Genomic DNA, 25061 nt, shown 5'->3' with positions numbered 1-25061 from the left:
ATGGGTGAATACATCTTTGGCAGAAGGAAGTTTACATTATCTTCTATGCTGTATTCAATTTTATACCCAACTTTTTCGATTGCATCTGATGCTGATAGAGTATTAGATATTGATCTTTCTGGACCTACGGAATATTTCATTCATTATTGGAAGGAATGTATAGGTTCAGACAGAGCTATTGTAGCTTTGAGATTAGATTGGCTACAACATCTACAGTTTGTGAAAAAATATTGTGGATTTAAATCTGTAAGATTTCATGGATTACTAAATGATGAAATGGGACTATGTCGTGAAACATGTAATGGTTCTGATTATTTGAATTTTTTATACATAGATGAAGTTTTTGATAATATTATTAAAATTGGAATGAAGCCATTTGTCGAGTTAAGCTTTATGCCTCTTCCTCTACGTAGTAGTGATACGGATATTTTGTGGTATAGAGCGAACACATCTCCTCCGAGAAAAATGAACGAATGGTTTGATTTAATAAAAAATTTAACTGAACATCTCGCGTTAAGATATGGCGTGAAAGAGGTTGCTTCTTGGAACTTTGAAGTATGGAATGAGCCTAATATAAATTTTTGGTCAGGATCAAAGGAGCAGTATTTTAATTTATATAAAAATACTAGAGAAGCTATAAAGGAAATTAGCAACATCTTTTGTGTTGGTGGTCCGGCTACAGCACAAATGGGTTGGATTTCTGATTTCATAAATTTTTGTGTTACTGAAAATTGTCAACCTGACTTCATTTCATCACATATATATGAAGCTGATCCACAAGATAAAGTTTTTCATAATAATATTCATTTACCCAATGATGAAGTAATACCCACAGCCGTCTCTTATATTAGGGATGAAATTGATCATTCAGCTCTTCCTGATTTGCCGTTATTCATAACCGAATGGTCATCAAATAACCCAGCATATATTTTAACTGTAATTTATAAATGCATTGGGAAAGCAAAAATTTTAAGCTATTGGATTTTTGATAGTACGTTTGAAGAAAATGGGCCTGTGAAAGGTTTTGGCGATAGCTATTTTGGACTTCTCGATCAAGGTGGTATTCCTAAACCATCTTTTCATGCATTCCATTTTTTAAATAAGTTAAGCCACAATAGAATCATTATAAATAACGAATGTATTTTATCTACTTATACAAAAAATGGAATTATTTCTTTAGTGTGGAATTATTCAAGAACAAACGATAATAAAAATATCGTGTTAAAGTTTGATAAAAAATATAAATACTTTAAAGTGACTGTCTATAACCCTAAAAAAGACAAAGTTCTTGCTCTATGGGAAGAAATGAAAAAACCAGTATCGCCTACACAAGAAGAATACGAAAAATTACGTAATGTTTCTATGAATTATGAAATTAAAAAAGGAAGTTCAATTAACGGCACAATATGTGTTAATATGGATGCAGATTCCATACATTTAGTAGAGATATCCGAATATAATATTTATTAATTTATACCATGATATAGCCACACATTATATTCTACGCATAGAGTGCCTACAGGTAGTCCTCTACTATGTGAGATAACCCATCAATAGTGTTCGAGTTATTCCCATCAGTCAGACACTTCCCGTTTCCTGTCTGGCTGATGTTCCCTTTCTGACAGAGGATATGCACTTCCTGACCAGCATGGTGGCTTGCTTCTTCATGTGCTCAGGAGGTTCAATCCCCATACCTTGAAGACGTTCCAGCAAAGCCAGAACCGCAGAAGCATCCTCTGCACTGACAGCAGGTTTCCCATTGGAAGCCACTAGGGCTTTCCCTGCATTTCTGTCCTGTTTAATTTTTTCCAGAATAGCCAGTGTCAGCCACTCTCCGGCTTTCATGCCCTGCTTCTGGCTCTGTGTAATGACAGCTTGCCTGACATCAGCAGAAATCCCCCTGATGCCCCATGTTTTCGTAGTGTCTTCCATATGCTTCCTTCCCTGTTGAACAGACCTGTCCAACCAGCATGACAGGAACACAGGCAAGGAAGACTGAACATTAAATGGAATGGCTCAACAGCCAGTTCAACAAAGGATACCCTGAAATCTGGACAACAAAAAAGCCAGACTTGTGAGAATCTGGCTTCCATAACACAGATGGGGAACTACTCCATCCAAACTACTGTTTTTGTGTAAGTTTAGTATGCACAATTTTGGGTATTTTGTCAAGTAAAAATACATTTTCATTTATAATATGGTTTCTATATAACTACATTTTATATTTTACTTGCATAAATTAACGTTTTATGCTTTAATAAATGAAAAAGCCAGATGCGACAAACATCTGACTTTAACAAATGCGATGGAGACGAAACCACCGAGAAACAAAAACTACCACGTTTTATGATTTTGATTATGTAGTATTTAAATGAATTAGTCAAGTAAAAAATGTAGTTCTCGTAATTTTTTCTTCATCCTGATTAAAGGAGAAGAATTTTATGGGATTAGCATTAGAACAAAATCATAACGAACAGGATTTTTTTACACAGATTGATGAAGCCTGCGCGAGTTATCACAAAGACAGTTTATTGGGTCGCACTCTTCCTGCTGGCACATATGTTTCCATTCTGGACAGGTCTGGTGCAAATCCTGTTCAAACCTCACATAAAGCTGAATCCTTTAATGCTTTGATGCACGAACATCAGGGAAAGGTAGACCGCTACTTTTCCCAATGTTTTTTCAATGAACCAGACCGTAAAGGTGTTCATTGTGCCTTTATCAGTCATCTTTGGGTGGACCTGGATTTCTATAAAAACCCACCCACAAGTGACTATCGTTCCCTGCATATCCGGGAAAAAACAGGTATGGGGGCATGGGAGTCCGAAAGGCTTCGCATGTTCTGTGACCAGCATCATATCGTCATGCCTTCCTACATTATTGATTCAGGCAATGGAGCTTATGCTCTCTGGCAGTTCACTGAGAACCAGCCCGCCACAGAAGATGTCAAACTCAGCTTCCGTGAGATGATGGTCAAACTCATCTCCCTGTTTGAAGTATGGAAGGCTGATCCAGCCGTCAAAGATACATCCCGCGTGCTTCGTATTCCTGGTTCGATTAATTCAAAGACCAAACTGCCTTGTCGTATTGTCTGGCCGGTGCAGGGCAACTGGTTGCCGGAACAGTATTTTGAACCAGCCGTAAAGCATGGAAGGACTTATGAGTTCCATGACCTGTATGAAAAGCTCATGGGCAAGAAAATTCATCAGGAGGACATGGAAACCTCAGATGTTCTCAACTTTTGCACGACCCTGAACCTTCCTGAAGCCATCAAGGTAGCACAGGATGCAGACCATGCCTCCGACCTGACACGCAGACGTAAAAAATATCAGGAAGCCAAAAAGCCGAGAAAACCAAGAGTCAAACGTGATGCCAGCGTAACCTATCTTCGCAGAACCATTGGACACAGGGAATGTGCAGACAGTTCCAAGGTCAGAAACGCAAAAGGTTACAGGTCCTGGGAATCCTGGTGCAGGAAGGTTCTGCATGATTTGAAAACCCTGATTCACTTACGTTGTCATGGAAGGGAAGCAAAACCGGGATTTCGTGACATGCCTCTGTTTCTGGCAGGATGCATGATTGCCCAGATACACAAGCCTGACTACATTATGCGGGAAGTGACAAAATGGATGGATGGGCATTTTGACGTATGGATGACCAAGAACTGTTATACCCTTCTCAGCACCTTGAAAGCCAATGCCCAGAAGGACTTTGAGAAAGGAGCCAAGAAACGTGGTTATTCCTATACGACCAGCGACATGATTCAGCTTCTTGCTCTAACCCGCGAGGAAATGACGCATATGGCTGTGCTCATTGACCGCGAAGAAAGATTGCTCAGAAAACGCACAAAGAGGCAGACCGAAGGACGTAAGGAAAGACCACACTCAACAGGTCAGACCAGAGAGAAATGGTTGGAACAGACAAAAGCTGGTAGCCAGGAACAGGCAAAACCTTGGGAAGCTTTGAATATTTCCAGAAAAACTTTTTACAAACGAAAAAAACAGGGGTTAATTTAATTAAAACCCCAATGTTTCCCTATGTTTTTAGGGGTGACTGGGTGGGGACGGATAACTATACGAAGTATAGTTATCGGGATATATGATAAAAAATCTATATACTACGCGCGCGCGAGAGCTATCTTTCCATACTCGAACAATTTTGGATATGTGTCGTATCGCGTTGATTCCATTTAACAAGACTGTCTGTTCTGGTTTTGATTCTTGATACATCAGTTTTTCCACCTGTGAGACAGGTGGGGACGGATAACTATGGATTATGAAATCCACCCAACATTCTTTTTTTCTTTTGGTTCTTTTCTTTTTCCCTATCCCTTTCAGATGAATCAGACTCATTTTCTCTGTTTCTTGTGATTCACTCTATCAGGTTCGTTCCATACCCCTCGTAAATCTCCATAATTGACCCGTGGAGACGGTTTTTACCCTACAGGGGAAGATTATACCCTTCGTTCCTGTTGCGTGTCTCTGTGTGGCTTATTTCGCGTTTTACCCGTTCCACCAGATTCATCTGGAAAACCTGTTTCTGGTTTCAAAGGTCACTACAGATTTTTTTGTTTTGTAGTGAACTTCCGGTTTCCTCCATAAATGAACCGTAGAAGCATGGTTTGCCCGTGAAGGGTATAATCTTCCCTGAAAGTCTGTTCTGTTTCTCTCCGTGGCTTACTTTCTCGTTGAAACAGCATGTCCGATGCTTTCCCATCAGGGTTAATCCGGCATACCTGTTTCCGAATGATATCCGGGGTATTTCGTCTGTTTCTGATTTTTTCAACACATAATCGCACAGGTCTCCTGTTGAACCTTACTGTGTTTTTTCTCTTACCAGTCAACAGAAAATCCTGTTGACCATTTCATGCAAAACACACGACTAAAACAACAAACAAACCTGTTGATCATTCCCATTAATATTATAAGTATTTTATATATTTATTTGTATACACGTATATAAACATTGCATTTTATTTAAATATAGTTTATAAATGACGTATATTTAAGGAGTTATTGAATGGAGTAATACTATGATAAATTACAGCACTGTCTTTTCCCTGCTCTCTGAAGGCATCAGAATCCCTGACAAACGTTCCTGTCCCTTGGCTGGACGTTACCTGCGTTGTTTCTCTTCTGCACGTGAAGTCGGATATAGTAGCAGTTTCTACATCCGTGATTTTGTCATGGTGAATGCCCCAAGAACGGCTGTTGTCAATAAACTGGTAGAGTTGGGACGTGACATTCTTTGGATGTTTCCTGAGTTCATAGAGGTTCCTGATACAGTTCAGGATAGAACTGCCTACAGACGCACAGTGCTGGAACAACTGGTTGAACCTTATCTTCAGCCTTTCATCATCAAAAAAGGCATGGATTTTACCTATGACAGGATGCTGATGCCCGCATTGGGTGATTGTCGTAAATCGTTTTCACAGGTTCAGAAAGCCACTCTCAGAGCCATATGGGAAGGGTTGAAACCCGCAGAGATTTCCATGTTGTGGTGGAACAATGATTTTTCCCGTCTCATGACCAGTCTGGACACTGACAAGGCGTTGAAAGCCCTGTTGAGACAGATAGAAAGACCCGGAAAACTGGCTCAGTGTCCCATGTCAGAAAGGAAGAAAATTCACGCAAAAACGCATCTGGTGCTGAACGTGGAAACAACAGGTCAGGGACCCCATGACCAGGTGCTTCAGATTACGATTACAGACCATAAGGGGCAACTGGTGCTTAATCGTTTCTGCAAGCCTTCTGTGGCGATTGCAAAGGGAGCCAGCAACTACCATCACATGACCAAAGACGTGCTCCAGTATGGTGCGAGTATGGATAATAACAAGGTCTCCACATGGCCGGAGATTTACCCTGAGATTGTCAGTCTGCTTGAAGGAAGAACCATCAGGGCTTACAGGGTGGATTTTGACAGCTACATGATCAAAAGTAGCTGTAGAGCCTTTAATCTTGATACGGCCTGGATGGAAACCTGTCAGTGGAAAGACATGAACCTGTTCCTGAACTCTGCTACCCGTATTGGCAGGGAGTTAGCCGGAGAACTGGTTGCAAAGTATGAAAAAGCCACTGATGAACCGGCTCAGATTATTCCTTTTCCGGCTCACCGTTGGCAACAGTTTTCAGAGGAAAACATTATTAATTTTTAAAACATTAAAATTTACATAATGCCAGTCATATAATTTTTATGTCGTTGATTGTCTAAGTATATCTACTAATTTCTCTGCCTGCTTCTGATAAGAGTGACAAATATCATTAAAAGATATAAAATTATTAAATATTATATAAACTGATTCTATCATTTTTATAGAATCCTGATAAAATTCATCAAGATCGTTAAGGGTATGTTCATACGTCAACAAACCATCTGGTCCAGCATGAGCAATAAATTCATTCCTAATCCCCTCAAACTCTTTATATAAATTTTTTCTCTCTCCATTAGTATATTTATCATATTTTCTTATAAAAAAATCGATGTTTATCCTATATTTTTCTATTATGTTATCATTTTTATATATCTGAGAAACATGCAAAAGAAATGTATTGGGCTTGATTAATGTATATATCCGAGAAAATACGACGTTCTCTTTACCTCTCGTTCTTTTATCCCAGAGTTTAAAAAGTGACATCCATGTATTGATAATTAATGAATACTGAATGTTATTATATGCATGAAGAGCACTGCTTCTGTCAAAAACTGACTGAAAAAACATACTGCTTTTCTGCAACACCTTGTATGTCTCCCAGCTTTTCATTGCATCGTTAATTGTTCTCGCAAAAACAGAAAGCTCCTTATTACGGATTTTTTCTATTTCAATATCAATTTGATTAATCATCAAAGATATCCAGTGATGGAAAATTATTTATAGTTTCTAAGCTGACAATGACAGCCATCAAAATGGGTGACTCTCTCACTCACAGCAGAATCACGAAGGGGATCAAGCAGTTCAGACAGAGCAGACATCAGGATACGCACCTTGAATGGGTCAGACAAATGTTTATCCAGCCACTATAGCTTCTGGCGCGACGATGAAAAGTCGTCTCTCGGGATAGGCTGATGAACCATATTCTGGTGGCTCTCTCGTGTTGAGTATCCTGCAAACAACAGCATGACACATCACCATGCAATCCTGTTGATTATATAATATCAAATAATAGAATTAATATATTTGAAATTATTCCTGATACTTATTTATAATTATATTTGAACGTCACGTTCATAAAATGTTGACTATTTATTTTATAAGGAGATTTTACCATGCAATTTCGATTATTAGAGAACAAAGCCAGACCCAAATGGGAAATCAGTCGTTGGACCTACAGCCCTGAAAAGAAGCGAGCCATCAAGGAAACCCTTGGCTCTTTCCCCTGCCGTTATTCCATGGTTTCAAGTGCCATTCTGGATAAATGCACCACGCAGGAAAAGGCTGAGGTTCTGGAATGGTGGCGTGTCACCAGTGAAGCCGTGAACAGGGAACGTGTCAGAAGACAGATTACAACCCTTCCTTCCATCTTCCAGGACCTTGGCACCTTACTGGACGTTATCCAGGATAGTCCTGAAGACCTCTCAGAACTCAAAAACCATGCCTATGCGTTGAAAGATGCTGTCAGCAAGGTTGTTCGCAGGAAGTCACGCCAACAGAAAAATCAGAAAACAATCAACAGCGTTCCCGCTTGACCATTCCTTATGTTTTCCCCTTCATAGTCAACAGTATTTTATGTTGACTGTTTCCCTGTTTTTATAAAATCACATCAACACAAAATTATGTTTAAGTTTTCAGGTATGTAACATATTTTATGTAAAGTACCTGTATTAGACCTACAAAATACCTTTTTATACCTGTTTATGTTTTCTCATCTTGTTTGCCATCTCCTTTGTTATCTTTTGATTATAGCCAGGCATACCAGTATCCGCTTTGCGTCTACTGGTAACTGGCAAGGGGGAAAATGCTTTTCCCCCGTTGACCCCCATTTAAGCAGGAGACCCATTTCATGAGTGAAAAAAGAAAACTGAAAAAATCGTTACTGGTTCGTCTGGATGATGAACAATATGCGTGCATTACAAACCATGCCAGACAGCGTGACATCACAGCCAACAGTCTTGTGCGCGAGTGTCTGGCTGGTGCTCTTTCTCCCTCTGATACATATCAGAAGGTCAAGCCAGTCAAAGCCTATAATCCACGCACACCTCCCAAGCCGGAATACATCAAGGAGCTTTACAGGCTCAGGGAAAGCACGGCTGAACTGTGTGGGGCACTGGTGCAATACGCCATCAAATCACGTCAGGAGGGTCATGTCATGGCTCATGCTGAAGCAGAATCCCTTATCCCTGATGTGCGTGAAGCCGTGCGTAATCTGGACAGGCTCCGCAAGAAGCTTGAAGGAAAATAATGATTAGCGGGGCTACACGTGGCAAGGGTGGCTCAGGACTATGGCGTCACCTTCTGGACTACAAGCATCAGAATGATGCTGTCATGGTGGGTGCATCACGTGGGTTGATTGAAACCGGCACGAAAGACCAGATTAAAGAACTCACCCACATTGGCAGTTATGCCAGCCATTCCAAGCCTCTCCACCATGTTCATGCAGACCCCGCGAAAGACTGGACACCAGACCAATGGGCTGATTTCTGGAAGTCCTATGAAAAAGAATTTTCTCTCCAGAAACAGCCCTTCACTGAAGTTGTGCATGTCAAACATGGCCGGGAACATAAGCACAGGGTGTATTCCCTTCTGTTGCCATCTGGTTCCTGTATCCGAATGGATAACGATTTTATCAGACGTGAGAAACTGAACCGGCTGGCAGAAATACGCACAGGGGAACCTATCCTGTCCGGCAGACATAATGATGCGGTCATCAAAGCTCTGGAAGCAGAAGGGAAAACAGTAGAAGCCCAATTACTCAGGGATGCAGGACTGGAAGGAATACGCACCAGAGGGAAACTGAAGCCCCAGGAACGTGCCCAACAGGAACGCACCCATATTGATAAGGCTGGATTGGCTGTAATCGTTCTCAAGGGTTGGAAAAGCTTTGTCCCGACTGTTCTCATGGAGCAGTTAAAGACCTATGGCTGTTTTATGGCTATGGGAGACAAAGGGCCGGTTGTCATAGACCAGACGGGCAATGTTCATGCGCTGAACAGGCTGGTCAACATGGCTTCCAAGGCAGAGGGAAAACCTCTGAAAATCACAGCAAAACAGGCTGTGGACTACGTCAGGGGGTATGACCTCCCATTTTATGCAGACATTCAAAAGAAAGGAAAAATCAATGACAGAACCATTCCAGAACTCGGAACAGGACAAGAGGATTACTTTATACCAGCAGACCTATCAGGAAGCCTGTGGAGCAAACAGGAACACACAGGACATTCTCGACCTGATGAGCAACCAGACAGGAGAGAAACCCTCCCCCATCGACCAGATACAACAGTTGCTCGAAACCATCGCACAGCAACAGGTTCAAATCCTGTCATCACAGGGGAAAATTTTGCAAAGACTATCAGCACTGGAAAGCTGAACAGAACCATCATCCACGTTGCCAGCCTGTCCCATGTCGTTCTGATTACCCCGGATTATATCAGGGACATAAAAGCACGATTGAAACAGGCAAAACAGGAAGACTGGTATTTCTATCGCAGAGCCTATCAGAACCTTAAAGACCAGCAATACTGGCTTGACCAATGGAACAACAGCATTGACAGCAACATCCTGCTTTTGCTGGTGGAACTGTTCCTGAGCCTGTTTTTTGGTGGGTCTGTGACCATCAGAAACAAGGTTTATCCCATTGCCATGAATTTTGGACTTCCTGTTCCCATCAGTGATGCGACATGGAACATGATGTCAGAAGACCAGCAGGACAATATCCTGTTTGAAAGTTATCTCTTATACAAATCATCTTATGAAAATTATCAGAAGTTACATGCCCAACAGAACAGGATTCCTGTCACGTTTGAGTTTTTCCTGAACCTGCATGGCAAAGATATGCTGACACAGATGATTGCCAGAAATGTGGGCTATCTGGAAAACAAAGTCATCGACAGGAAGAACAGGGAAATTGACGCGGAAAATGCGAAAATTCTTCAGGACACAAATGACAACATGGCATGGATGAAACAGAACAATTCAGACGTTGAAAGCCATTCAAATGCATTGAAAATATAAGGAAATACTCACAAAAAAGGAACCTCGAAAGGTTCACTCTGGGTGATTTTTTATTATGAACCTTTCATCAGTTGTTCTGACATATTATTGAATCCAGCATCGACAGTATATACATGACCCTGTGCAGTTGTGACTTCTATTGTCTCACCGTAAGGACCGTCCTTTGTTCCCGATTCAATAAGACGGTTTCCGTTTGCATAAGCTTCGAGACCTTCAGAAGCCTTTTCCCAAGACGTTATAGGTTGATGAGTTGATTTATCATAAAGACCAAATACATGTGTAATTTGATCATCTGGATTTTTCTGATTGTAAGCGTTCATTAAAGATAAGTAGGAGCCCGCCAAGGGTTCGGAATTTGGTGCGTCACTATTTTCTCCTCCCAAACTACTATCTAAATAACCATCATTAAAATTATCCAATAACGAATCTTTCAATTTATTCATGTCATCTTCTGTTGTAATTTGAGTTATCGGGTCTCCATTTCCACCGGAGCCAGTAGAACTACTACCGCTTGAATTACTATTGGTAGAACCAGAGCACTCCCCCGACCCTCCAAGATATTTGGATACGGTGCAATAAGTATTTGATAAATTCATACCAACTGCGGACATACCACTAACAGCCAAAACACCAATCAAAGAGGCAATAAGGCCATATTCTATGGCTGTTGCCCCAACATCCTGCTGTATTTTCTTTTTATAATAAATCATGATTTGAAATCCTCCATTGTATATATACAATTTTATTGTAATATATATTCATGAATAACTTCAAACATATCGAGTTATTTGAAAAATTCTTTTCATACTCTGGGCAAAAAAAAGGAACCCCAGAAGGTCCCCCTCTACTATTTCAAACCTGTTTCTGTGGGTTAACTACCAGATGCAGAAGATGCTTCAGCTAAAGAAGAACCAACAGAAGTAAACACACTTTTAAGGTCTCCACCAACAGTTCCAACGGCACCAATAATTGCTACAGAAATCAAGGCAGCAATCAGACCATACTCGATAGCTGTAGCACCAATTTCATTTTTACGAGTTTTAACTAAAGTTTTCATATGAAAATCCTCCAAATATTAATATAGAGCACCACATACTTATGATGCCTTGAATATATGATACTGAATTGATTTGCATATTTTCAATAAAAACGAACTTTTATGATTTATTTTTTTGACATTATCATTTATGTATAAAATAATAATCTTATGTTGTATTGACATAAGTGACCATCAAACTCCCTCCCGAAAGCAGTTTGGTGGTTTTTTATTTTCTGATGCTATTTATGAATAAATTCAATTATATTAATTCCCAATTCTATTTCTATATGAACAAATTTTTGATTATGCATCCGAAATTCATATTGTTTCATATGAGAATATGAATTAAACTTTTAAAGTAAAAAATGATATTTTGAAAATATGGAATATAAAATGATTAAATGGATCATAACCTTATTGAGTTTTTCCATGTTGGCTATTCTAGCTTTTTTTGCAATCAAAAATCCTACAGTCATTTCTGGAACTTATGTCGCCAAAAATGAGAACCAAGCTTTCTTGATTCAAATTATTCAGAATGACAACAAACAACTTACGGGTTTTTATCAAGAAGCAGATTTAGAACCTGATGGTCAATTGAAACAACTTACGCTTAACTTATCTGGATATAGAGATGGGAAAATTTTAACACTTACACTTGAACCGAACAATTTATATAAACTTTTTATGCAACCTTTAGTTCTCTCCGGAAGCTTTTCAGAAAATCATATAATAGTTGATGGTCAAAGTAGTGATTTCAAATTAAACCTTATTTTAGAAAAATCTGATGTGAAAAAATATCAAGAAATTGTAAGTTATTTTGAGAAAAAATCTTTACATATAAAAGAGACAAATGAAATTGAAAAAAATATAACAGATTTCTCATTGAAAATAAATTCAGATATAAATAAATACCAAAAAGTTAATTTATCATTACCACTCAGAATCCAACAATTGTCTACTGCTATTTATGAAATACAAGGCAGAACAAAAAAAATGCAAGCAGCTTTGCTACAAGAGGAAGCCATCGGTGGATCACAATCTGTAAATGGAATGAATATTGGCTTGCGTATAGAAAATGCTTACAATCAAGAGAATAGCTTCATTGATGCAGAAAAAAATCACCTTGAGAATGTGCAACGAATTGGATCTCCAGCACTTCTAAAAGAAATGAAATCAGATTCTATATATTGTAAAAATATCATGGGGATGACGATATACCAAAATAATGATGATTTAAAAAATAATTGCTCTTCTTTGGATGATTTTATTCCAGATTTTGAATCAAAAATAAAATATTTGATGGCCGCTTATCAGAAGCTGTTTTCTATATGGGACAATGAAAGTGCTATACAAAGAAATATTATCGCACAAGCTAACAAACCATAAGTGTTTTATTTTCATCTAGGATGCCACCCAACTGAGTGGCATTCCATCCTCTGGTATCAGGCTACCTTCCAATAGGTCATCTGGTCTTTCATGATGACTTCAATGTAGTGACGCATGGAGCGCAGGTCTTTGGTGCAGTAGCGTTGCACCAGTTCCTCCTCTTCCTGGCTCAGGGTGAACCATTGCGGGAGCAGGTCACGTTCTCTGGCAATCTCAGCCATAATCCTGCGTGCCAGATGAAGAACGTCTTTCCCTCTGGGCTGGTCAACCTGCACAATCCTGCATCGGGACCGGAGAGGTTCTGACACCTGTGAAAGGTCATTGGCTGTCAGCACCCAACGCACGTAACCTGCATTGACTGGCAGGTTCAGATACACGTCATTGAATGACCCGGCTTCCATCCCTTCAAGGAACTGAAGCATGACATCCTGCACATTCCCATGCTGTCCACCCCTTGGAGCCTTATCGATTTCATCCAGGATAATGCAGGGGTTCGCCAGTTCCGTGCTGGCCATCCATTCCGTAACCAGAGAAGGCTTGGCTTCTCCAAAACTCTGATGCACCCCCATCAGGGACAGAGCATCTGTCATGCCGGAGACATTGATGGTTTTGACAGGGTAGCCAGCCATTTCATGGTAAAACCTTGCCACTGTGGACTTGCCACACCCCGGAGGCCCAACCAGAAGCACTGGACGCATGGGAACAACCTTTCCCCATTCAGACCATTCCTCATCACAGCAAGCCAGCACCTCAACAGCCTGTGGAGCATGAGGACACGCTTCCAGAACTCTGGCCTTAAGGGTCGCAAAGTTGCGGGGGGTATGGAGTTTGACAGGGTTTTCCAGCCTTCTGACGCTGGCAAAACGGTCCATGCGTCTTGAGGAGGAATTTTCAGGAAAGCTGTGGTCTTCGGGGAGAACCTTCAGGCAGGTAAAGCCTGACCTTTGTTCACCAACAGGGGTTTCCTTATCCGGGACAATGCCCAGAAGTTCTTCAAGGAATGCTTCGGAAGAAAGAGAGTCTGTCTGTGTATCGGGAGTATTGTTTTCGGTCATCTGCCTGTTCCTGTTGTGTGAAAAGGGAAGAAATGCAGAGTGACGGTCGTATGGTCATAGACTACCTCCAGAGAATGAACGCACCTGTCCTGTCAGAATGAAAAACAGAACAGGGATAAGGAAGGATGAGGAACAGACAGCCAAAGCTGTCAGGGAATAATCAGGAAGGATATTCGCCGGTTCATCATGGAATGGATGATACCACAAAAACTACGCCATGAGAGCCGGGGCTGGAAAATTTTATCTCTCAAGACCCATTCCAAGTAATGGTGAAAATATTTAAATAAATACCGTTTCAAAAACTTGACTTTTTGAATACATATCCCTTATCATGTAAATACAAAGGGAAAATCGTATTCAATATTGTGTATTCAAAAGTATTTTAGAAAATAATCCCTGATTAACAATTTAAGGAGATATTTTATGAGTGAAATTACATTCCGCACTGGAAACCTGACCGTCCATCATATTTTTTCACCTGTTGAGGGGTTTGATGACATTGCACCAGGATATGTAGAGAATTTCAGGATATTCCTGCAATCCTCTAAAATTACACAGACAATGCAGGAAGCCTATATTTCCGCATTACGTGAATTCCCGACATATCCCGCAAGCAACAAGCTTGAAGGCACGATAGAAGACCAAGCCTATAAATTATTAGATTTATATCATTCTGATGGCATCCAGAATATTCTGGACGTGCTCGCTCCTCAGATTATTGAAAAATATGGCGAAGACCAGTTATCCGTTTTCATAGTGGCTTTTCTGGAAAGCGTTTTAAGGGATATTGAAATCATAAAGGGGGATGGCAAAAATCGCATGTCCTATTTCAATCTTGACCTTGATTGTGGCTGTGCTTCTGTCCTGAAGAGCTACTTTCCTGATGATTATGCATTGGGAGATTATCTGGCCCGCTATTTCCTTGCGGACAGAGTGACAGCTCTGCATGTCTTTGGCGGTGTGCAATGATTTATGGATATGCACGTGTCAGCACCAGAGACCAGTCGACTGATATGCAGGTCAGTCGATTGCTGGAAGCCGGGATTCCGAAAGAAAGAATTTTTATGGATGTCATTTCCGGTGCAACAGAAGACAGACCACAGTTAAACAGTTTGCTGTCTCTGTTGAACAAGGGGGATGTTCTGACAGTCTGGAAGGTGGACAGGCTTGGAAGACGAACAGCCCATCTCGCACGATTACTGGAAGAATTTGACCAGAAAGGGATAACAGTCAGAAGTCTGACAGAGGGTGTGGATACGTCAGACAGGTCAAGCCGTGTCAGTTATCTGTTGATGTCTGTCATTGCTCAGAATGAGCGTGAGACCATTAATGAGCGCATTAGAAGTGGCATAGACCATGCTCAGAAATACGGAACAAAAACAGGTCGTTCCATAGGCAGACCCAAAGCCAGTTCTGCAAAGGTGCAACATGCTCTTGACCTTTTAGCATCAGGAAAAAGCTACAGACATGCCTCTTCCATTGCTGGCGTGTCTTTAGCCACATTGGTCAGACGTGTTCAGGCCATGCAACAGAAAAACCAGTTTACACGCCAGACCAGTATTTTTGAGGCGTTGAAGTAACCTGCTACCAGAGGAATGTCCCATTCCGGTCAGCCAGATGGTCAAGGAAGACAGGGTATTTCACCTTGTCCATAAACAGTTTAGCTTCTTCATATGAGAGGTTGGAACCATAGCCAGACCCTACCTCTCCCGTCTCATGCCCAAAAATGCGATTTACAATTTCTGGATGTAAGCCGGACGTCCGGAGAACCTGCCGGAAGGTATGTCTGAAGGAATACAAGACCAACGCTTTATCGGTATATCCTACCTGTCGGAGATAACGATTCCCACGTTTGGACCATGCATCTACTGAAATGACACCAGTGGGGCTTTCCACAAGACTCCGGCCTTTGGCTTTCTGTCTTTTAGCCCATTCCAGAAATCCAACCTGTTGCAGTTGGGGAAGGACTGGAATCAGACGGGGGCTGTTCTGGGTCTTGGTGCCAGACTTCCGCAAATCGATGCAGGGAATATCTTTCAGGTAATAGAGGTCAGACGATGCGTAAGCAATTTCAGCATCTCGCGCACCTGTCAGGGCCATAATCATCATAAACCAGAAATCATGATCCCTGTGTCTATAATTCCCTGGTGATGCTCGCATGGTCGAAGACTTGCTTCCAAGGAACAGAGGCGTGTTGAAGAATCGCTTCAATTCATCAGAGGTGAAAGCCCTGCGAATATCTTCCTGACGTAGCTGTTTTTCCTCCAGGGTTCTTCCGCGACCTTTGACATCAGCAAAGCCCCTGTCCGCAACATACCCACAGGACACAGCCCAGGCCATGAAGGTGCGGATTTCTGACATCTGACGTTCAATAGTTTTCGTCTTGCGAACCTGTCCATCCCGACCCGGAGTGTCGCGCAGATGGTCTGCATAGCGTTTCACGTCAGCCTTGGTCATATCCCGCATGGGTTTGCGACCAATGACAGCAAGCACCTGCTTCATCGTGGTGTTATAGGCTGAGATGGTTTTTCTGCTGTAACCAGGATGGTCCCGAAAAAATTCTTCAACAAGGTCCGGCCATGGTGTCATGGAATAGGTGTCTGATTCTGCTGTTTCCTCAGTCACAGAAGCAACAGGAGCAGGACTTGCCACACCACCAAGTTTGATGGCTCTTTCCAGCCCTTCGGTAACACCTTTGCTGTGTGCTTCCTGCCATGCGTCAGTCAGGATTGTCAGGTGTTCCAGTTGTTCCCTGTCTTTACGAACGTCATGTTCCAGCAGGCCAATGCGGGCTTTCATCCACTCAGCAACAGCCTTGATGTCATTTTCCGGTAGCTGGCTGATTTCCTCCTGATGACGTGCCAGGAAGTCTTTCAGATCAGAAGCCGTAATCTGTTCATCTCTGTAGGCTGTAATGGCTTGAGCGAGCTTCTGACGCATGTCGTTCCAGATATCTGACAGTGTAGCGACCAGAGCCACAGCCCTGTTTCTGGCTGTCATTCTATCATGGGTTTTCAGGCTTTTAACAACATAACATCCCATAAGGGGACGCAGGTCAGCAGGGTTCCTGACACGCAAATACCAGCAGTTTCTACGTTGGGTCATGTAAGGTGTGGCCATGTCCATTCCGTGTGTCACAAGCGTGTATCACACAGCGGGAAGCCAAAAATTTTGTGCTGTAAAATCAACCACTTAGGTGGCGTGGCGGAGAGAGAGGGATTCGAACCCTCGGTACGCTATTAACGTACACACGCTTTCCAAGCGTGCGCCTTAAGCCGCTCGGCCATCTCTCCAGCGTGAGGACGGTAATAGCAAGATTATCGGAACAGGCAAGAGGGAAAAGTCCTCTCTCGCCGTTTTTCCCTTAAATCCTGTTCACCTGCCGTGCATTGCGCACAAATTGCGCAATCAAAGCAGGGTCCTTGACGCCCGGAGCACTTTCCACCCCTGACGACACATCCACATCGGGAGCGCCCGTAATTCGGATCGCTTCTGCCACGTTATCTACCCTGAGCCCTCCGGCAAGCATCCACGGGAATAAAGGCTTCCAGCCTGCCAGCATGGACCAGTCCAGCTTCTGGGCGTTTCCACCGGGACGGGTTGCCCCCTTGGGAGGACGCGGCTCTATGAGCATTTTCTGGACAGGGCAGGATGCTGGCAGGTCCGCAGTTCCCGCAACAGGGAACGAAAGCCAGACAGGTAAGCCGAATGCTTGCGCAACCTGCTGTGCGCGCTCCTTTGAGGCATAAATCTGCAGGACATCGAGGGCTGCATGCTCGAGAACCCGCGCAATATCCTCATCCCGTGGGTGCACAAACAGGCCAACGGTTCTGGCCTGCCCCACGCCACGGGTGGCAAGCATTGCGGCCTGCTGCGGCGTTACACAGCGTGGGGACCGATCAAAAAAAACAAAGCCAATCCAGTCTGCTCCGTATTCCACGCAGGCATCAAATCCCGCCTCCTCCGTAAGGCCGCAGATTTTAATACCTGTGTGCAATCGCTGGGGCATGTTCAGCTTTCCAGTTCCGCCATAATGGCAGCAGCGGCCGCCGCCGGTTGCGCAGCCTGCGTTATGGGGCGGCCAACCACAATCCAGTCCGCACCAGCATCCCGCGCCTGAGCGGGAGTCATGACCCGCTTCTGGTCACCTTTTGTTGCACCAGCGGGGCGGATACCGGGCGTAACAATCACCGGGGCACTCCCCAGATCATCGCGCAGTACATCCAGTTCATGCGCCGAACAGACCAGACCATCCATACCAGACTCAACAGCCAGCTTGGCCAGACGACGCACCTGTGCCCGCGCGCCATCCATAACCCCGGTTTCCGCCAGTCCCTGATCGTCCAGACTGGTCAGAACCGTAACACCCAGTAGCAGAGGCCGCTGCCCTTGAGGAAAAGCCTCATCACAGGCGGCTCGGGCGGCCTCCATCATGGCGCGACCACCAGAGCTGTGGAGGGTAAGCATACGCGGCCGCAGGTGCGACAGGGAGCGCACCGCGGCACCAACCGTATTGGGAATGTCGTGCAGCTTAAGGTCCAGAAACAGCGGTGACCCACCGGCAACATCTGCCACAGCCTGAAAGCCCGCCGCATAAGTGAACTCAAGCCCCAGTTTAATGATGCCAGACACGGGCGCCACATCCCGCACCCATTGGCGCGCCTGAGCAGGGTCCTGCGTATCCAGAGAAACAATAAGGCCGGTGCGCCGGTGTGTATTAGACATTGGAGTGCTCTTCGCTCCCTGCGGGGTTAAGCTGTGAGGTAACAACAGGCGACCCATCAGGAACAGGCACGACGGGGGGCGCACGATTAGCCAGCATGGCCCGCACCTGCGCCAGTTGCGCCTCCAGATCCCGGACCTGCTGCTCGGCCCTGCGCGCCCTGCGCCCCTGCCGGAACTCGACCACCCACAGGCAGAATGCTCCAAGCAGAAAAGCCAGCGCTCCCACACTTAATGCCAGCACACCCAGCGAGCACTTCCAGCTATATGTGAGCATCCACATATCCTGCGGGTCCTGATTACTGGCACTGAACACAACAAGTGCAAGCAGGAACGGTACAACAATTATGAGCCTGATCATGGTGATGTGGTAGCCCTATCCTACGCAAAGAACAAGAATGGCAGACAAACCAGCCGCAAGGCAGCCTGTACCACCCTATCACGGTCTTTTACCCACGTGTTGGCATAAACACATATCCCTCACGCCCCCACCGGCCGTGCATGGTCTTTGCCTGCTCTCCTGCCCGGCCGAACACTCCCCCCCCCTTTACGCACACGCTTTTCTGCGTTTCTTTGCCAGAGGTTCAGGCAAAGACAGCAACAATGACGGATAAGGAAGACACAGCCATGCTGGTTCTGACGCAGGGTGACCCGGCCAGTATTGCGCCCGAAATTACCGCCGCGGTCTGGCAGGCTCTCCGCCAGAACGGGCCTGCTTTTGTATATGTGGGTGATCCCTCCCTGCTGGAGCGGCGCGTGCCGGTACAGACCATTCGTTACCTGTCTGCTGGTGCGGATGTGTTTGGCCATGCCCTGCCGGTGCTGCCCCTGCACCTGGCAACGCCCCCCGCACCGGGGGAGCCAGACCGCCGCAATGCCGCCAGTGTTCTTGAGAGCATTCGCCTTGCCACGGAACTCACCCTGAGCGGGGAGGCCTCGGCCATGATCACCAACCCGATCAGCAAGGAAGTTGTGCAGGGATCGGGCTTCCGGCACCCCGGGCATACGAGCTATCTGGCGGAACTCTGCCAGACACCGGGAGATGAAGTCATGCTTCTGGCAGGCCCCTCCCTCAAAGTCGTGCCCATTACCGTGCATGTGGCGCTGCGGGATGCCATTGCCCAGCTTTCCACTGAACTGATCATCCGCACGGCCCGCACGGTTGCTGCCGGTCTGCAACGCGACTTTGGCCTGCCCCACCCCAGACTGGCCTTTGCGGGCCTGAACCCCCATGCTGGCGAACACGGGTTGATGGGGCGTGAAGAGCAGGAGATTATTCTCCCCGCCATAAATACCCTGCGCAATGAAGGGCTGCACGTAAGCGGCCCCCTGCCGCCCGATACCATGTTCACCCCCCATGCCCGCGCACAATACGATGTTGCCCTGTGCATGTACCATGATCAGGGGCTGATCCCGCTCAAGACACTGGATATGGCCGAAGGCGTAAACGTAACCCTTGGCCTGCCCATTATCCGCACATCGCCAGATCACGGGACGGCATTTGACATAGCAGGCCAGAACAAGGCAGACCCACGCAGCCTGGCAGCGGCCATAAGGCTGGCCGCAACACTGGCCGCGAACAGAAGGAAAAATGCATGAGACCGGCCATCAGGCTTGGCGTCAACATTGACCATGTTGCCACCGTCCGTAACGCCCGTGGGGGCCAGCACCCCGACCCCGTAGCCGCAGCCCTGCTGGCCGTGCAGTCCGGAGCCGATGGCATAACAGCCCACCTGCGCGAAGACCGCCGCCATATCCGCGATACAGACCTTGAGCGCCTGCGCACCGAGGTAGACGCCCCCCTGAACATGGAAATGGCCGCAACGCAGGAAATGCTCGGCATTGCCCAGAAGCTGCGGCCCCATGCCTGCTGCCTTGTGCCTGAACGCCGCGAGGAACTGACAACCGAAGGCGGGCTGGACGTAGCTGGCCAGTCCACGGTGCTGACACCCAAGGTCCATGCGCTCAAGGGCTGGGGGATCCGGGTATCCCTGTTCATAGACCCCGACCCCGCACAGATTGCCGCGGCGGCCGCCACGGGCGCGCAGGTTGTGGAACTGCATACCGGCGCTTACGCGCAGGGGCGATCGAGGGAGCTTGAACGCCTGCAACACGCCGCCGCACAGGCGGCCAGCCTTGGGCTGGAAGTGCATGCAGGCCACGGCCTGACTTATGAGAATGTCGGACCTGTTGCCGCCCTTACCCCTGTGCGGGAACTGAATATCGGTCATTTCCTGATCGGTCAGGCCATTTTTGACGGGTTACCAACGGTTATCCAGACCATGCGCGCCCATATAGACAAAGCAGCAGGACACTAAATGGAAGAACAGGACTACAAGACGCCAAAGGCGCTCATGGCTGCGGTTGTGGGCATGGGCGTGCTGATTGTTGTAGGTGTGGTTGTTCTGGTAGGCGTGGTCATCCACCGCATGAATGCTCCCCACCAGCCTGCCCTTGCCAGTGCCATCCCGCTAACGGACGCCCGCAACGCCCACCTTGCCCTTGGGCCGGACGAGCACATGCTGGCCATAACCCGCGTGCATGATGACCTGCTGGCTATCCAGATTGCGAGCAGGGAGCACGAGCGGATCATGCTGTGGAATGTGGCCACCGGGCAGGTTCAGCCCGGGCTGGAAACCACACAGCCCTGATGCGCTGATGCCTGTATCCTCTCCCCCGTTTGCGCCGGGTGGCAGCCTGAACGCACTGGGCCTGATGAGCGGCACATCGCTCGACGGGGTGGATGCAGCCCTCATCCGCACGGATGGCATATCCGTGACCGCGCACGGCCCAGCGCTGACGTTGCCCTACCCTGCGCACATACGCCAGAATCTACGCCAGCTGCTTGATCGTGCGCCTACCCTTACCCCCGACAATGCCGCACTCAGGGCAGCGGAACATGCCCTGACACTGGTGCATGTGCAGGCCGTGCAACGCCTGCGCGAACTTGCCCCGAACTGGGCGGTGGATGTTGTAGGCTTTCATGGCCAGACCATTCTGCACCAGCCCGGCCGCACATGGCAGATCGGGGATGCAGCCTGCCTCTCCGCCCTGACTGACCTGCCCGTGGTGCATGATTTTAGAAGCGCTGATGTTGCCGCAGGAGGAGAAGGGGCTCCTCTGGTCCCGCTTTACCACGCCGCCCTGCTCCGTGACCGACCGCACCCCGTTGCAGCGCTCAACATTGGTGGCGTTGCCAATCTTACCCTACTAACCCGCGATGGGCGCATTCTTGCGTGTGATACCGGGCCGGGGAACGCCCTGCTGGATGACTGGGCCTACCAGCACACCGGCATACCGTGCGACACCAATGGCCAGCTGGCACGCAAGGGTACCGCCGACCCTGCTCTGGTGGACCGCCTCCTTGCGCATCCCTTCTTCCATAAACCTGCCCCCAAATCGCTCGACCGGATGAGCTTCCATTCCGCTCTGGCGCAGATCGGGGCACTAAGTGCTGCAGATGGTGCGGCAACTCTTACCGCCTTTACTGCGCAGAGCATTGCCCGCACCCCGCTGCCAGAACAGCCACGGGAATGGTTTGTCTGCGGGGGAGGCAGGCACAATCCGGCCCTTATGGCGGCGCTGGCCCAAGCTCTGCCCGGCACCCTTTACCCGGCCGAACAGCTTGGCTGGAACGGGGATGCACTGGAGGCAGAATGTTTTGGCTTTCTGGCGGTGCGCAGCCTGGCCGGGTTGCCTCTTTCCCTCCCCACGACAACGGGTGTACCATCCCCCCAGACAGGTGGGCGGCTGACCTGCGTGAGCATGACGCCGTGGGCGCGTCGGCTCTGGCCGGATGCACACACGAACAGCCCTCCCCCACCCCATTCAGACTGACAGGAAAGACCTTCTTGATGAAACGTTTTTTCGCGCTTTGCATCATTTTGCCCAGCCTGGGTTCCGTGGCCATGCACCACACTGCCGCAGCCCAGACCATGCTGGATAACAGCGCCCAAAAAGCATCACCTTTTGTCAAGGAAACGCTTAAATCGCTGACAACGCGTTTTTCCAGCGCACACCCCAAGTTCCGCAGACTGAGCGTGCATACCAACAGCGACAAAAAACAGGTTGTCTGCGGGCAGGTCAGCCTGAGCGAAAACAAGGCTCCCGCTGAAGACAGTTTTCAGTCCTTTGGAGCAGCGGAGGATTCGGAACAGCCGGTCGTGTACGAAGCCCGGCCCATTCCCACCACACTGGACTCGCGTGAGGCCAAGCAGTGGATCAATCAGGGGGCTGATCTGGAGGAACTGGAGGAACTGGGCTGCGTGCCAGAAGGTAGTTACCGCCAGTACGGAGACAGCCTGAGCAAAGTGATACAGGACCGCAAGATCAACACCACACGTTAACCCCTTCTGCTCCTGCCTATAACAATCATGTTATAACAGGAGCATATCTGATGCGCAAAAAACACAATTCTGATTATACTCGCCTGAAATCGCTTCAGGCGTAATTGACATACACCGGTTTCCATCGGCATGTTCTGTCGGTTGCGAACAAAAATAACAAAATAACCCGGTTTCACGAAATGAAATATCTCAACCTCCTCCTTCTGCTACCCTTTCTGGGTTTGCTCTGGACACCGCTGTATGATCGGCACGACCCGGTCCTGCTCGGGTTTCCCTTCTTTTACTGGTACCAGTTCGCCTGGGTTCCGGTGACATCCGTCCTGATCTGGGTGGTCTGGAAAAAAGGAAACCGCGCGTGAGCACGATCAATCCATGGGCGCTTGGCGTCTTTATCCTTTTCTTTGCCGCAACCATTGTGATCGGGTCTTCCATCCAGTGGATACGCGGGCTGTTCAGCAAAAAAAACAACGCCACCTCGCATGAGGAATGGTCACTGGGCGGGCGTGAGTTCGGCCCATGGGTTACGTGGTTTCTGGTCGGCGGGGATTTTTACACGGCCTATACCGTTATCGCCGTGCCGGCACTGGTTTATGCTGCGGGCGCTTACGGTTTTTTTGCGCTGCCCTACACCATTATCGTGTATCCGTTCATTTTTATCGTTATGCCCAAACTGTGGAAAATCGCGCGTGAAGGCGGGCATGCCACAGCCGCCGATATTGTGCGTGCCCGCTTTGACAGCCGCGCGCTGGAAGTTGTTGTCGCACTGACCGGGCTTGTGGCCGTCATGCCCTATATTGCCTTGCAGCTTATTGGGATCCGCACCGTTATTCAGGCACTTGGGCTGCCGGGGGACCTGCCCCTGATCATCGCCTTCCTGTCCCTAGCGGCATATACGTGGCTGGGTGGGCTGCATGCCCCCGCCCTGACCGCGTTTATCAAGGATATCATGATCTATATTGCCGTGCTTGTGGCAGTTACGGTCATTCCGCTGCACACCGGCGGGTATGGAGCACTTTTCACCTCGGTTGAACACGCCCAGAGCATGCTCAAACCCGGTCAGGGCCTGCCTTATGCAACGCTTGCCCTTTCCTCTGCACTGGCAGCATTTCTGTACCCGCACACACTTACGGGTATTCTGGCATCCCGCTCGGCAGATACCATTCGCCAGAATGCGGTATTCCTGCCCGTTTACACCATTGTGCTGGGCCTGATTGCCATGCTTGGCTTTATGGCGCATGCCGCTGGAATTATCACAACCAATAATTCCATGGTTGTGCCCATGCTGTTCCAAAAAGTGTTTCCCGCGTGGTTTGCCGGCTTCTGTCTGGCAGCTATTGCTGTTGGCGCACTTGTACCCGCAGCCGTTATGGCCATTGGGGCAGCTAACCTTGTAACCAGCAACCTGCTCCCTACACAGAAAAACCCTGTGCGCACCAGCCGCCTGACCTCGCTTGTGGTCAAACTGGGCGCTCTGGTGTGCGTGCTGTTTTTGAATGCACAATTCGCCATTGACTTCCAGCTCCTTGGCGGCGTGTTCATTCTGCAGACCTTTCCCGCACTTATTCTGGGCCTGCTCAAAATGCGCTTTTCCGCCACGGCCATGCTGGCAGGCTGGCTGATTGGCACCGTGTTTGGGGTAAGCCTGTGCTGGATGGATGGACTTAAGCCCATTCACCCCGTTAACTTTGGCCTGTTCTCGGGCAATGTTTCCACAGGTCTGCTGGCCCTTGGGGTCAATGTGATTATTGTTGTTGTGGTTTCGGCTCTTTATCCAGCCAAAAAGACAGCCATCGTGGCAGACCACGACAATGTGGAAGAACCGGCCTAAACACCGGTCCACACGCTACACAGCAAAAAGGGATGCTCCCGGCAGGGCGCATCCCTTTTTTTATGGGCTCAGAAACCGGCGCTGCCTTACAGGCTAAGCAGAATAGCCGGAGCAGACTTTCCCTCACCGGGCTGAAAAGTCCTGACCTGCTCGCGCACGACCTCATACAAATCTATGCCGCACTGGCGGGCAGGTTCGGCCATCTGCTCATAAATCTCTTCCAGCAGATAGGTTTTCTGGGCATCACCGCTCAAAAGCAGGGGGGACCGCCGGTTACTCTGGCACAGGTGCAAAAAGGACCGTAATGCCGCCTCCCCCTGCGGTTCCAGCCCGGCGACCGTGCTTGCAAAAAAATCCACCTCCGCATTCAGCCCAACAAAGACCCCCCGAAAAACCGAGTGTGGCACCTGATAACTGATAAGAGCGGGAATACCGCCAATAAGCATAATATCCTGTGCTGATGGGGGCATGGGGACTGTCTGGCTCCTTGCAAGCGGGGGCAGTGTTTGGCAATGCTGAT

Annotated in this window: 26 protein-coding genes and 1 tRNA gene; 16 read left to right on the top strand and 11 right to left on the bottom strand. The window is 47.3% G+C overall.

Translation table 11 applies throughout. From position 1 onward, the window contains the following. Positions 1 to 1470, top strand: a complete 1470-nt coding sequence (locus AB2L51_RS11115; RefSeq protein WP_395582534.1) for a GH39 family glycosyl hydrolase — start codon at positions 1 to 3, stop codon at positions 1468 to 1470. Positions 1471 to 1578: 108 nt separating this feature from the next. Here AB2L51_RS11115 and AB2L51_RS11110 read toward each other — a convergent pair whose 3' ends face one another. Then, the gene (locus AB2L51_RS11110; protein ID WP_395582535.1) at positions 1579 to 1932 is read right to left on the bottom strand and encodes a hypothetical protein; all 354 of its coding nucleotides are present in this window, start codon (positions 1930 to 1932) and stop codon (positions 1579 to 1581) included. 509 nt (positions 1933 to 2441) lie between these two features. Here AB2L51_RS11110 and AB2L51_RS11105 point away from each other — a divergent pair. Both AB2L51_RS11105 and AB2L51_RS11100 read left to right on the top strand, forming a co-directional pair. Continuing rightward, entirely contained in the window at positions 2442 to 4016 is a 1575-nt protein-coding gene (locus AB2L51_RS11105) for a hypothetical protein (protein WP_395582536.1), read from the top strand. A gap of 1016 nt (positions 4017 to 5032) precedes the next feature. Continuing rightward, positions 5033 to 6154 (top strand): 3'-5' exonuclease family protein, encoded by a 1122-nt coding sequence (locus tag AB2L51_RS11100; RefSeq protein ID WP_395582537.1) that lies wholly within the window; start codon positions 5033 to 5035, stop codon positions 6152 to 6154. A gap of 36 nt (positions 6155 to 6190) precedes the next feature. Here the strand turns inward: AB2L51_RS11100 and AB2L51_RS11095 are convergent, their stop codons facing one another. Next, positions 6191 to 6841: an AbiU2 domain-containing protein gene (locus AB2L51_RS11095; RefSeq protein WP_395582538.1), complete on the bottom strand. Its 651-nt coding sequence runs from the start codon at positions 6839 to 6841 to the stop codon at positions 6191 to 6193. A 422-nt stretch (positions 6842 to 7263) separates the two neighbouring features. On the opposite strand from AB2L51_RS11095, the gene AB2L51_RS11090 reads away from it, so the two are divergent. The 3 genes from AB2L51_RS11090 (at position 7264) to AB2L51_RS11080 (ending at position 10165) form a co-directional block, all read left to right on the top strand. Further along, entirely contained in the window at positions 7264 to 7683 is a 420-nt protein-coding gene (locus tag AB2L51_RS11090; RefSeq protein WP_395582539.1) for a hypothetical protein, read from the top strand. Positions 7684 to 7997: 314 nt separating this feature from the next. Further along, positions 7998 to 8396, top strand: a complete 399-nt coding sequence (locus AB2L51_RS11085) for a hypothetical protein (protein WP_395582540.1) — start codon at positions 7998 to 8000, stop codon at positions 8394 to 8396. After that, the gene (locus AB2L51_RS11080; RefSeq protein WP_395582541.1) at positions 8396 to 10165 is read left to right on the top strand and encodes a relaxase/mobilization nuclease domain-containing protein; all 1770 of its coding nucleotides are present in this window, start codon (positions 8396 to 8398) and stop codon (positions 10163 to 10165) included. Before AB2L51_RS11085 ends, AB2L51_RS11080 begins: the two co-directional genes overlap by 1 nt. Positions 10166 to 10218: 53 nt before the next feature. Here AB2L51_RS11080 and AB2L51_RS11075 read toward each other — a convergent pair whose 3' ends face one another. After that, positions 10219 to 10875 (bottom strand): Flp family type IVb pilin, encoded by a 657-nt coding sequence (locus AB2L51_RS11075; RefSeq protein WP_395582542.1) that lies wholly within the window; start codon positions 10873 to 10875, stop codon positions 10219 to 10221. Between the two features lie 161 nt (positions 10876 to 11036). Then, the gene (locus tag AB2L51_RS11070) at positions 11037 to 11222 is read right to left on the bottom strand and encodes a Flp family type IVb pilin (protein WP_275178411.1); all 186 of its coding nucleotides are present in this window, start codon (positions 11220 to 11222) and stop codon (positions 11037 to 11039) included. Between the two features lie 411 nt (positions 11223 to 11633). Between AB2L51_RS11070 and AB2L51_RS11065 the strand changes: the two genes are divergently transcribed. Then, positions 11634 to 12590, top strand: coding sequence for a hypothetical protein (locus tag AB2L51_RS11065; RefSeq protein WP_395582543.1), 957 nt, complete (start codon positions 11634 to 11636; stop codon positions 12588 to 12590). 56 nt (positions 12591 to 12646) lie between these two features. On the opposite strand, the gene AB2L51_RS11060 is transcribed toward AB2L51_RS11065, so the two are convergent. Further along, positions 12647 to 13645: an AAA family ATPase gene (locus AB2L51_RS11060; RefSeq protein ID WP_395582544.1), complete on the bottom strand. Its 999-nt coding sequence runs from the start codon at positions 13643 to 13645 to the stop codon at positions 12647 to 12649. 423 nt (positions 13646 to 14068) lie between these two features. Between AB2L51_RS11060 and AB2L51_RS11055 the strand changes: the two genes are divergently transcribed. After that, positions 14069 to 14614 (top strand): hypothetical protein, encoded by a 546-nt coding sequence (locus AB2L51_RS11055; protein ID WP_048854551.1) that lies wholly within the window; start codon positions 14069 to 14071, stop codon positions 14612 to 14614. Further along, on the top strand, positions 14611 to 15225 hold the full coding sequence (locus AB2L51_RS11050) for a recombinase family protein (RefSeq protein ID WP_395582545.1): 615 nt from the start codon (positions 14611 to 14613) through the stop codon (positions 15223 to 15225). Before AB2L51_RS11055 ends, AB2L51_RS11050 begins: the two co-directional genes overlap by 4 nt. Positions 15226 to 15229: 4 nt before the next feature. Here AB2L51_RS11050 and AB2L51_RS11045 read toward each other — a convergent pair whose 3' ends face one another. From AB2L51_RS11045 to AB2L51_RS11025, 5 genes are all read right to left on the bottom strand, one after another. Then, positions 15230 to 16765 (bottom strand): DUF6538 domain-containing protein, encoded by a 1536-nt coding sequence (locus AB2L51_RS11045; protein WP_395582546.1) that lies wholly within the window; start codon positions 16763 to 16765, stop codon positions 15230 to 15232. 82 nt (positions 16766 to 16847) lie between these two features. Then, positions 16848 to 16938, bottom strand: a tRNA-Ser gene (locus AB2L51_RS11040). Positions 16939 to 17009: 71 nt separating this feature from the next. After that, complete coding sequence (locus tag AB2L51_RS11035; protein ID WP_395582547.1) at positions 17010 to 17654, bottom strand: phosphoribosylanthranilate isomerase; 645 nt, start codon at positions 17652 to 17654, stop codon at positions 17010 to 17012. A 2-nt stretch (positions 17655 to 17656) separates the two neighbouring features. Further along, a complete protein-coding gene (gene pyrF, locus AB2L51_RS11030; RefSeq protein WP_395582548.1) occupies positions 17657 to 18370 on the bottom strand; it encodes an orotidine-5'-phosphate decarboxylase in 714 nt (237 codons plus the stop codon). After that, positions 18363 to 18728 carry a LapA family protein gene (locus AB2L51_RS11025; RefSeq protein ID WP_395582549.1) on the bottom strand — a complete coding sequence of 122 codons (366 nt, stop codon included), beginning with the start codon at positions 18726 to 18728 and terminating at the stop codon, positions 18363 to 18365. The genes pyrF and AB2L51_RS11025 overlap by 8 nt, the downstream gene beginning before the upstream one ends. Before the next feature lie 266 nt (positions 18729 to 18994). On the opposite strand from AB2L51_RS11025, the gene pdxA reads away from it, so the two are divergent. The 7 genes from pdxA to AB2L51_RS10990 all read left to right on the top strand — a co-directional run bounded on the left by pdxA (position 18995) and on the right by AB2L51_RS10990 (position 24541). Next, positions 18995 to 19966, top strand: a complete 972-nt coding sequence (gene pdxA, locus AB2L51_RS11020; RefSeq protein WP_395582580.1) for a 4-hydroxythreonine-4-phosphate dehydrogenase PdxA — start codon at positions 18995 to 18997, stop codon at positions 19964 to 19966. Continuing rightward, on the top strand, positions 19963 to 20685 hold the full coding sequence (locus AB2L51_RS11015; protein ID WP_395582550.1) for a pyridoxine 5'-phosphate synthase: 723 nt from the start codon (positions 19963 to 19965) through the stop codon (positions 20683 to 20685). The genes pdxA and AB2L51_RS11015 overlap by 4 nt, the downstream gene beginning before the upstream one ends. Beyond that, the gene (locus tag AB2L51_RS11010) at positions 20686 to 21018 is read left to right on the top strand and encodes a hypothetical protein (RefSeq protein ID WP_395582551.1); all 333 of its coding nucleotides are present in this window, start codon (positions 20686 to 20688) and stop codon (positions 21016 to 21018) included. 7 nt (positions 21019 to 21025) lie between these two features. Further along, positions 21026 to 22204: an anhydro-N-acetylmuramic acid kinase gene (locus tag AB2L51_RS11005; protein WP_395582552.1), complete on the top strand. Its 1179-nt coding sequence runs from the start codon at positions 21026 to 21028 to the stop codon at positions 22202 to 22204. 17 nt (positions 22205 to 22221) lie between these two features. Continuing rightward, a complete protein-coding gene (locus AB2L51_RS11000; protein WP_395582554.1) occupies positions 22222 to 22713 on the top strand; it encodes a hypothetical protein in 492 nt (163 codons plus the stop codon). A 161-nt stretch (positions 22714 to 22874) separates the two neighbouring features. Beyond that, a complete protein-coding gene (locus AB2L51_RS10995) occupies positions 22875 to 23072 on the top strand; it encodes a DUF3311 domain-containing protein (protein WP_373318153.1) in 198 nt (65 codons plus the stop codon). Next, positions 23069 to 24541 carry a sodium:solute symporter family protein gene (locus AB2L51_RS10990; RefSeq protein ID WP_395582555.1) on the top strand — a complete coding sequence of 491 codons (1473 nt, stop codon included), beginning with the start codon at positions 23069 to 23071 and terminating at the stop codon, positions 24539 to 24541. The genes AB2L51_RS10995 and AB2L51_RS10990 overlap by 4 nt, the downstream gene beginning before the upstream one ends. An 86-nt stretch (positions 24542 to 24627) precedes the next feature. On the opposite strand, the gene AB2L51_RS10985 is transcribed toward AB2L51_RS10990, so the two are convergent. Then, positions 24628 to 25011, bottom strand: a complete 384-nt coding sequence (locus AB2L51_RS10985; protein WP_395582556.1) for a toxin-antitoxin system protein HicB — start codon at positions 25009 to 25011, stop codon at positions 24628 to 24630. Positions 25012 to 25061 lie beyond the last annotated feature (50 nt).

The organism is Acetobacter fabarum, assembly GCF_040702925.2.
GTDB classification, from domain to species: Bacteria; Pseudomonadota; Alphaproteobacteria; order Acetobacterales; family Acetobacteraceae; genus Acetobacter; species Acetobacter fabarum_B.
The sequence above is the reverse complement of the archived record's forward strand: the minus strand, read 5'-3'. Positions and strand labels throughout refer to the sequence as shown.

What these genes read in the sequence shown, in the direction of transcription:
- AB2L51_RS11060 (WP_395582544.1), bottom strand. Translation starts at nt 13,645, where the DNA reads ATGACCGAAAACAATACTCCCGATACACAGACAGACTCTCTTTCTTCC.
- AB2L51_RS11005 (WP_395582552.1), top strand. Translation starts at nt 21,026, where the DNA reads ATGCCTGTATCCTCTCCCCCGTTTGCGCCGGGTGGCAGCCTGAACGCA.
- AB2L51_RS10985 (WP_395582556.1), bottom strand. Translation starts at nt 25,011, where the DNA reads ATGCCCCCATCAGCACAGGATATTATGCTTATTGGCGGTATTCCCGCT.
- AB2L51_RS11015 (WP_395582550.1), top strand. Translation starts at nt 19,963, where the DNA reads ATGAGACCGGCCATCAGGCTTGGCGTCAACATTGACCATGTTGCCACC.
- AB2L51_RS11075 (WP_395582542.1), bottom strand. Translation starts at nt 10,875, where the DNA reads ATGATTTATTATAAAAAGAAAATACAGCAGGATGTTGGGGCAACAGCC.
- AB2L51_RS11065 (WP_395582543.1), top strand. Translation starts at nt 11,634, where the DNA reads ATGTTGGCTATTCTAGCTTTTTTTGCAATCAAAAATCCTACAGTCATT.
- AB2L51_RS11010 (WP_395582551.1), top strand. Translation starts at nt 20,686, where the DNA reads ATGGAAGAACAGGACTACAAGACGCCAAAGGCGCTCATGGCTGCGGTT.
- AB2L51_RS11095 (WP_395582538.1), bottom strand. Translation starts at nt 6,841, where the DNA reads ATGATTAATCAAATTGATATTGAAATAGAAAAAATCCGTAATAAGGAG.
- AB2L51_RS11090 (WP_395582539.1), top strand. Translation starts at nt 7,264, where the DNA reads ATGCAATTTCGATTATTAGAGAACAAAGCCAGACCCAAATGGGAAATC.
- AB2L51_RS11050 (WP_395582545.1), top strand. Translation starts at nt 14,611, where the DNA reads ATGATTTATGGATATGCACGTGTCAGCACCAGAGACCAGTCGACTGAT.
- AB2L51_RS11110 (WP_395582535.1), bottom strand. Translation starts at nt 1,932, where the DNA reads ATGGAAGACACTACGAAAACATGGGGCATCAGGGGGATTTCTGCTGAT.
- AB2L51_RS11085 (WP_395582540.1), top strand. Translation starts at nt 7,998, where the DNA reads ATGAGTGAAAAAAGAAAACTGAAAAAATCGTTACTGGTTCGTCTGGAT.
- AB2L51_RS11045 (WP_395582546.1), bottom strand. Translation starts at nt 16,765, where the DNA reads ATGGCCACACCTTACATGACCCAACGTAGAAACTGCTGGTATTTGCGT.
- AB2L51_RS11070 (WP_275178411.1), bottom strand. Translation starts at nt 11,222, where the DNA reads ATGAAAACTTTAGTTAAAACTCGTAAAAATGAAATTGGTGCTACAGCT.
- AB2L51_RS11105 (WP_395582536.1), top strand. Translation starts at nt 2,442, where the DNA reads ATGGGATTAGCATTAGAACAAAATCATAACGAACAGGATTTTTTTACA.
- AB2L51_RS11080 (WP_395582541.1), top strand. Translation starts at nt 8,396, where the DNA reads ATGATTAGCGGGGCTACACGTGGCAAGGGTGGCTCAGGACTATGGCGT.
- pdxA (WP_395582580.1), top strand. Translation starts at nt 18,995, where the DNA reads ATGCTGGTTCTGACGCAGGGTGACCCGGCCAGTATTGCGCCCGAAATT.
- AB2L51_RS11115 (WP_395582534.1), top strand. Translation starts at nt 1, where the DNA reads ATGGGTGAATACATCTTTGGCAGAAGGAAGTTTACATTATCTTCTATG.
- AB2L51_RS11025 (WP_395582549.1), bottom strand. Translation starts at nt 18,728, where the DNA reads ATGATCAGGCTCATAATTGTTGTACCGTTCCTGCTTGCACTTGTTGTG.
- pyrF (WP_395582548.1), bottom strand. Translation starts at nt 18,370, where the DNA reads ATGTCTAATACACACCGGCGCACCGGCCTTATTGTTTCTCTGGATACG.
- AB2L51_RS11035 (WP_395582547.1), bottom strand. Translation starts at nt 17,654, where the DNA reads ATGCCCCAGCGATTGCACACAGGTATTAAAATCTGCGGCCTTACGGAG.
- AB2L51_RS11100 (WP_395582537.1), top strand. Translation starts at nt 5,033, where the DNA reads ATGATAAATTACAGCACTGTCTTTTCCCTGCTCTCTGAAGGCATCAGA.
- AB2L51_RS11000 (WP_395582554.1), top strand. Translation starts at nt 22,222, where the DNA reads ATGAAACGTTTTTTCGCGCTTTGCATCATTTTGCCCAGCCTGGGTTCC.
- AB2L51_RS11055 (WP_048854551.1), top strand. Translation starts at nt 14,069, where the DNA reads ATGAGTGAAATTACATTCCGCACTGGAAACCTGACCGTCCATCATATT.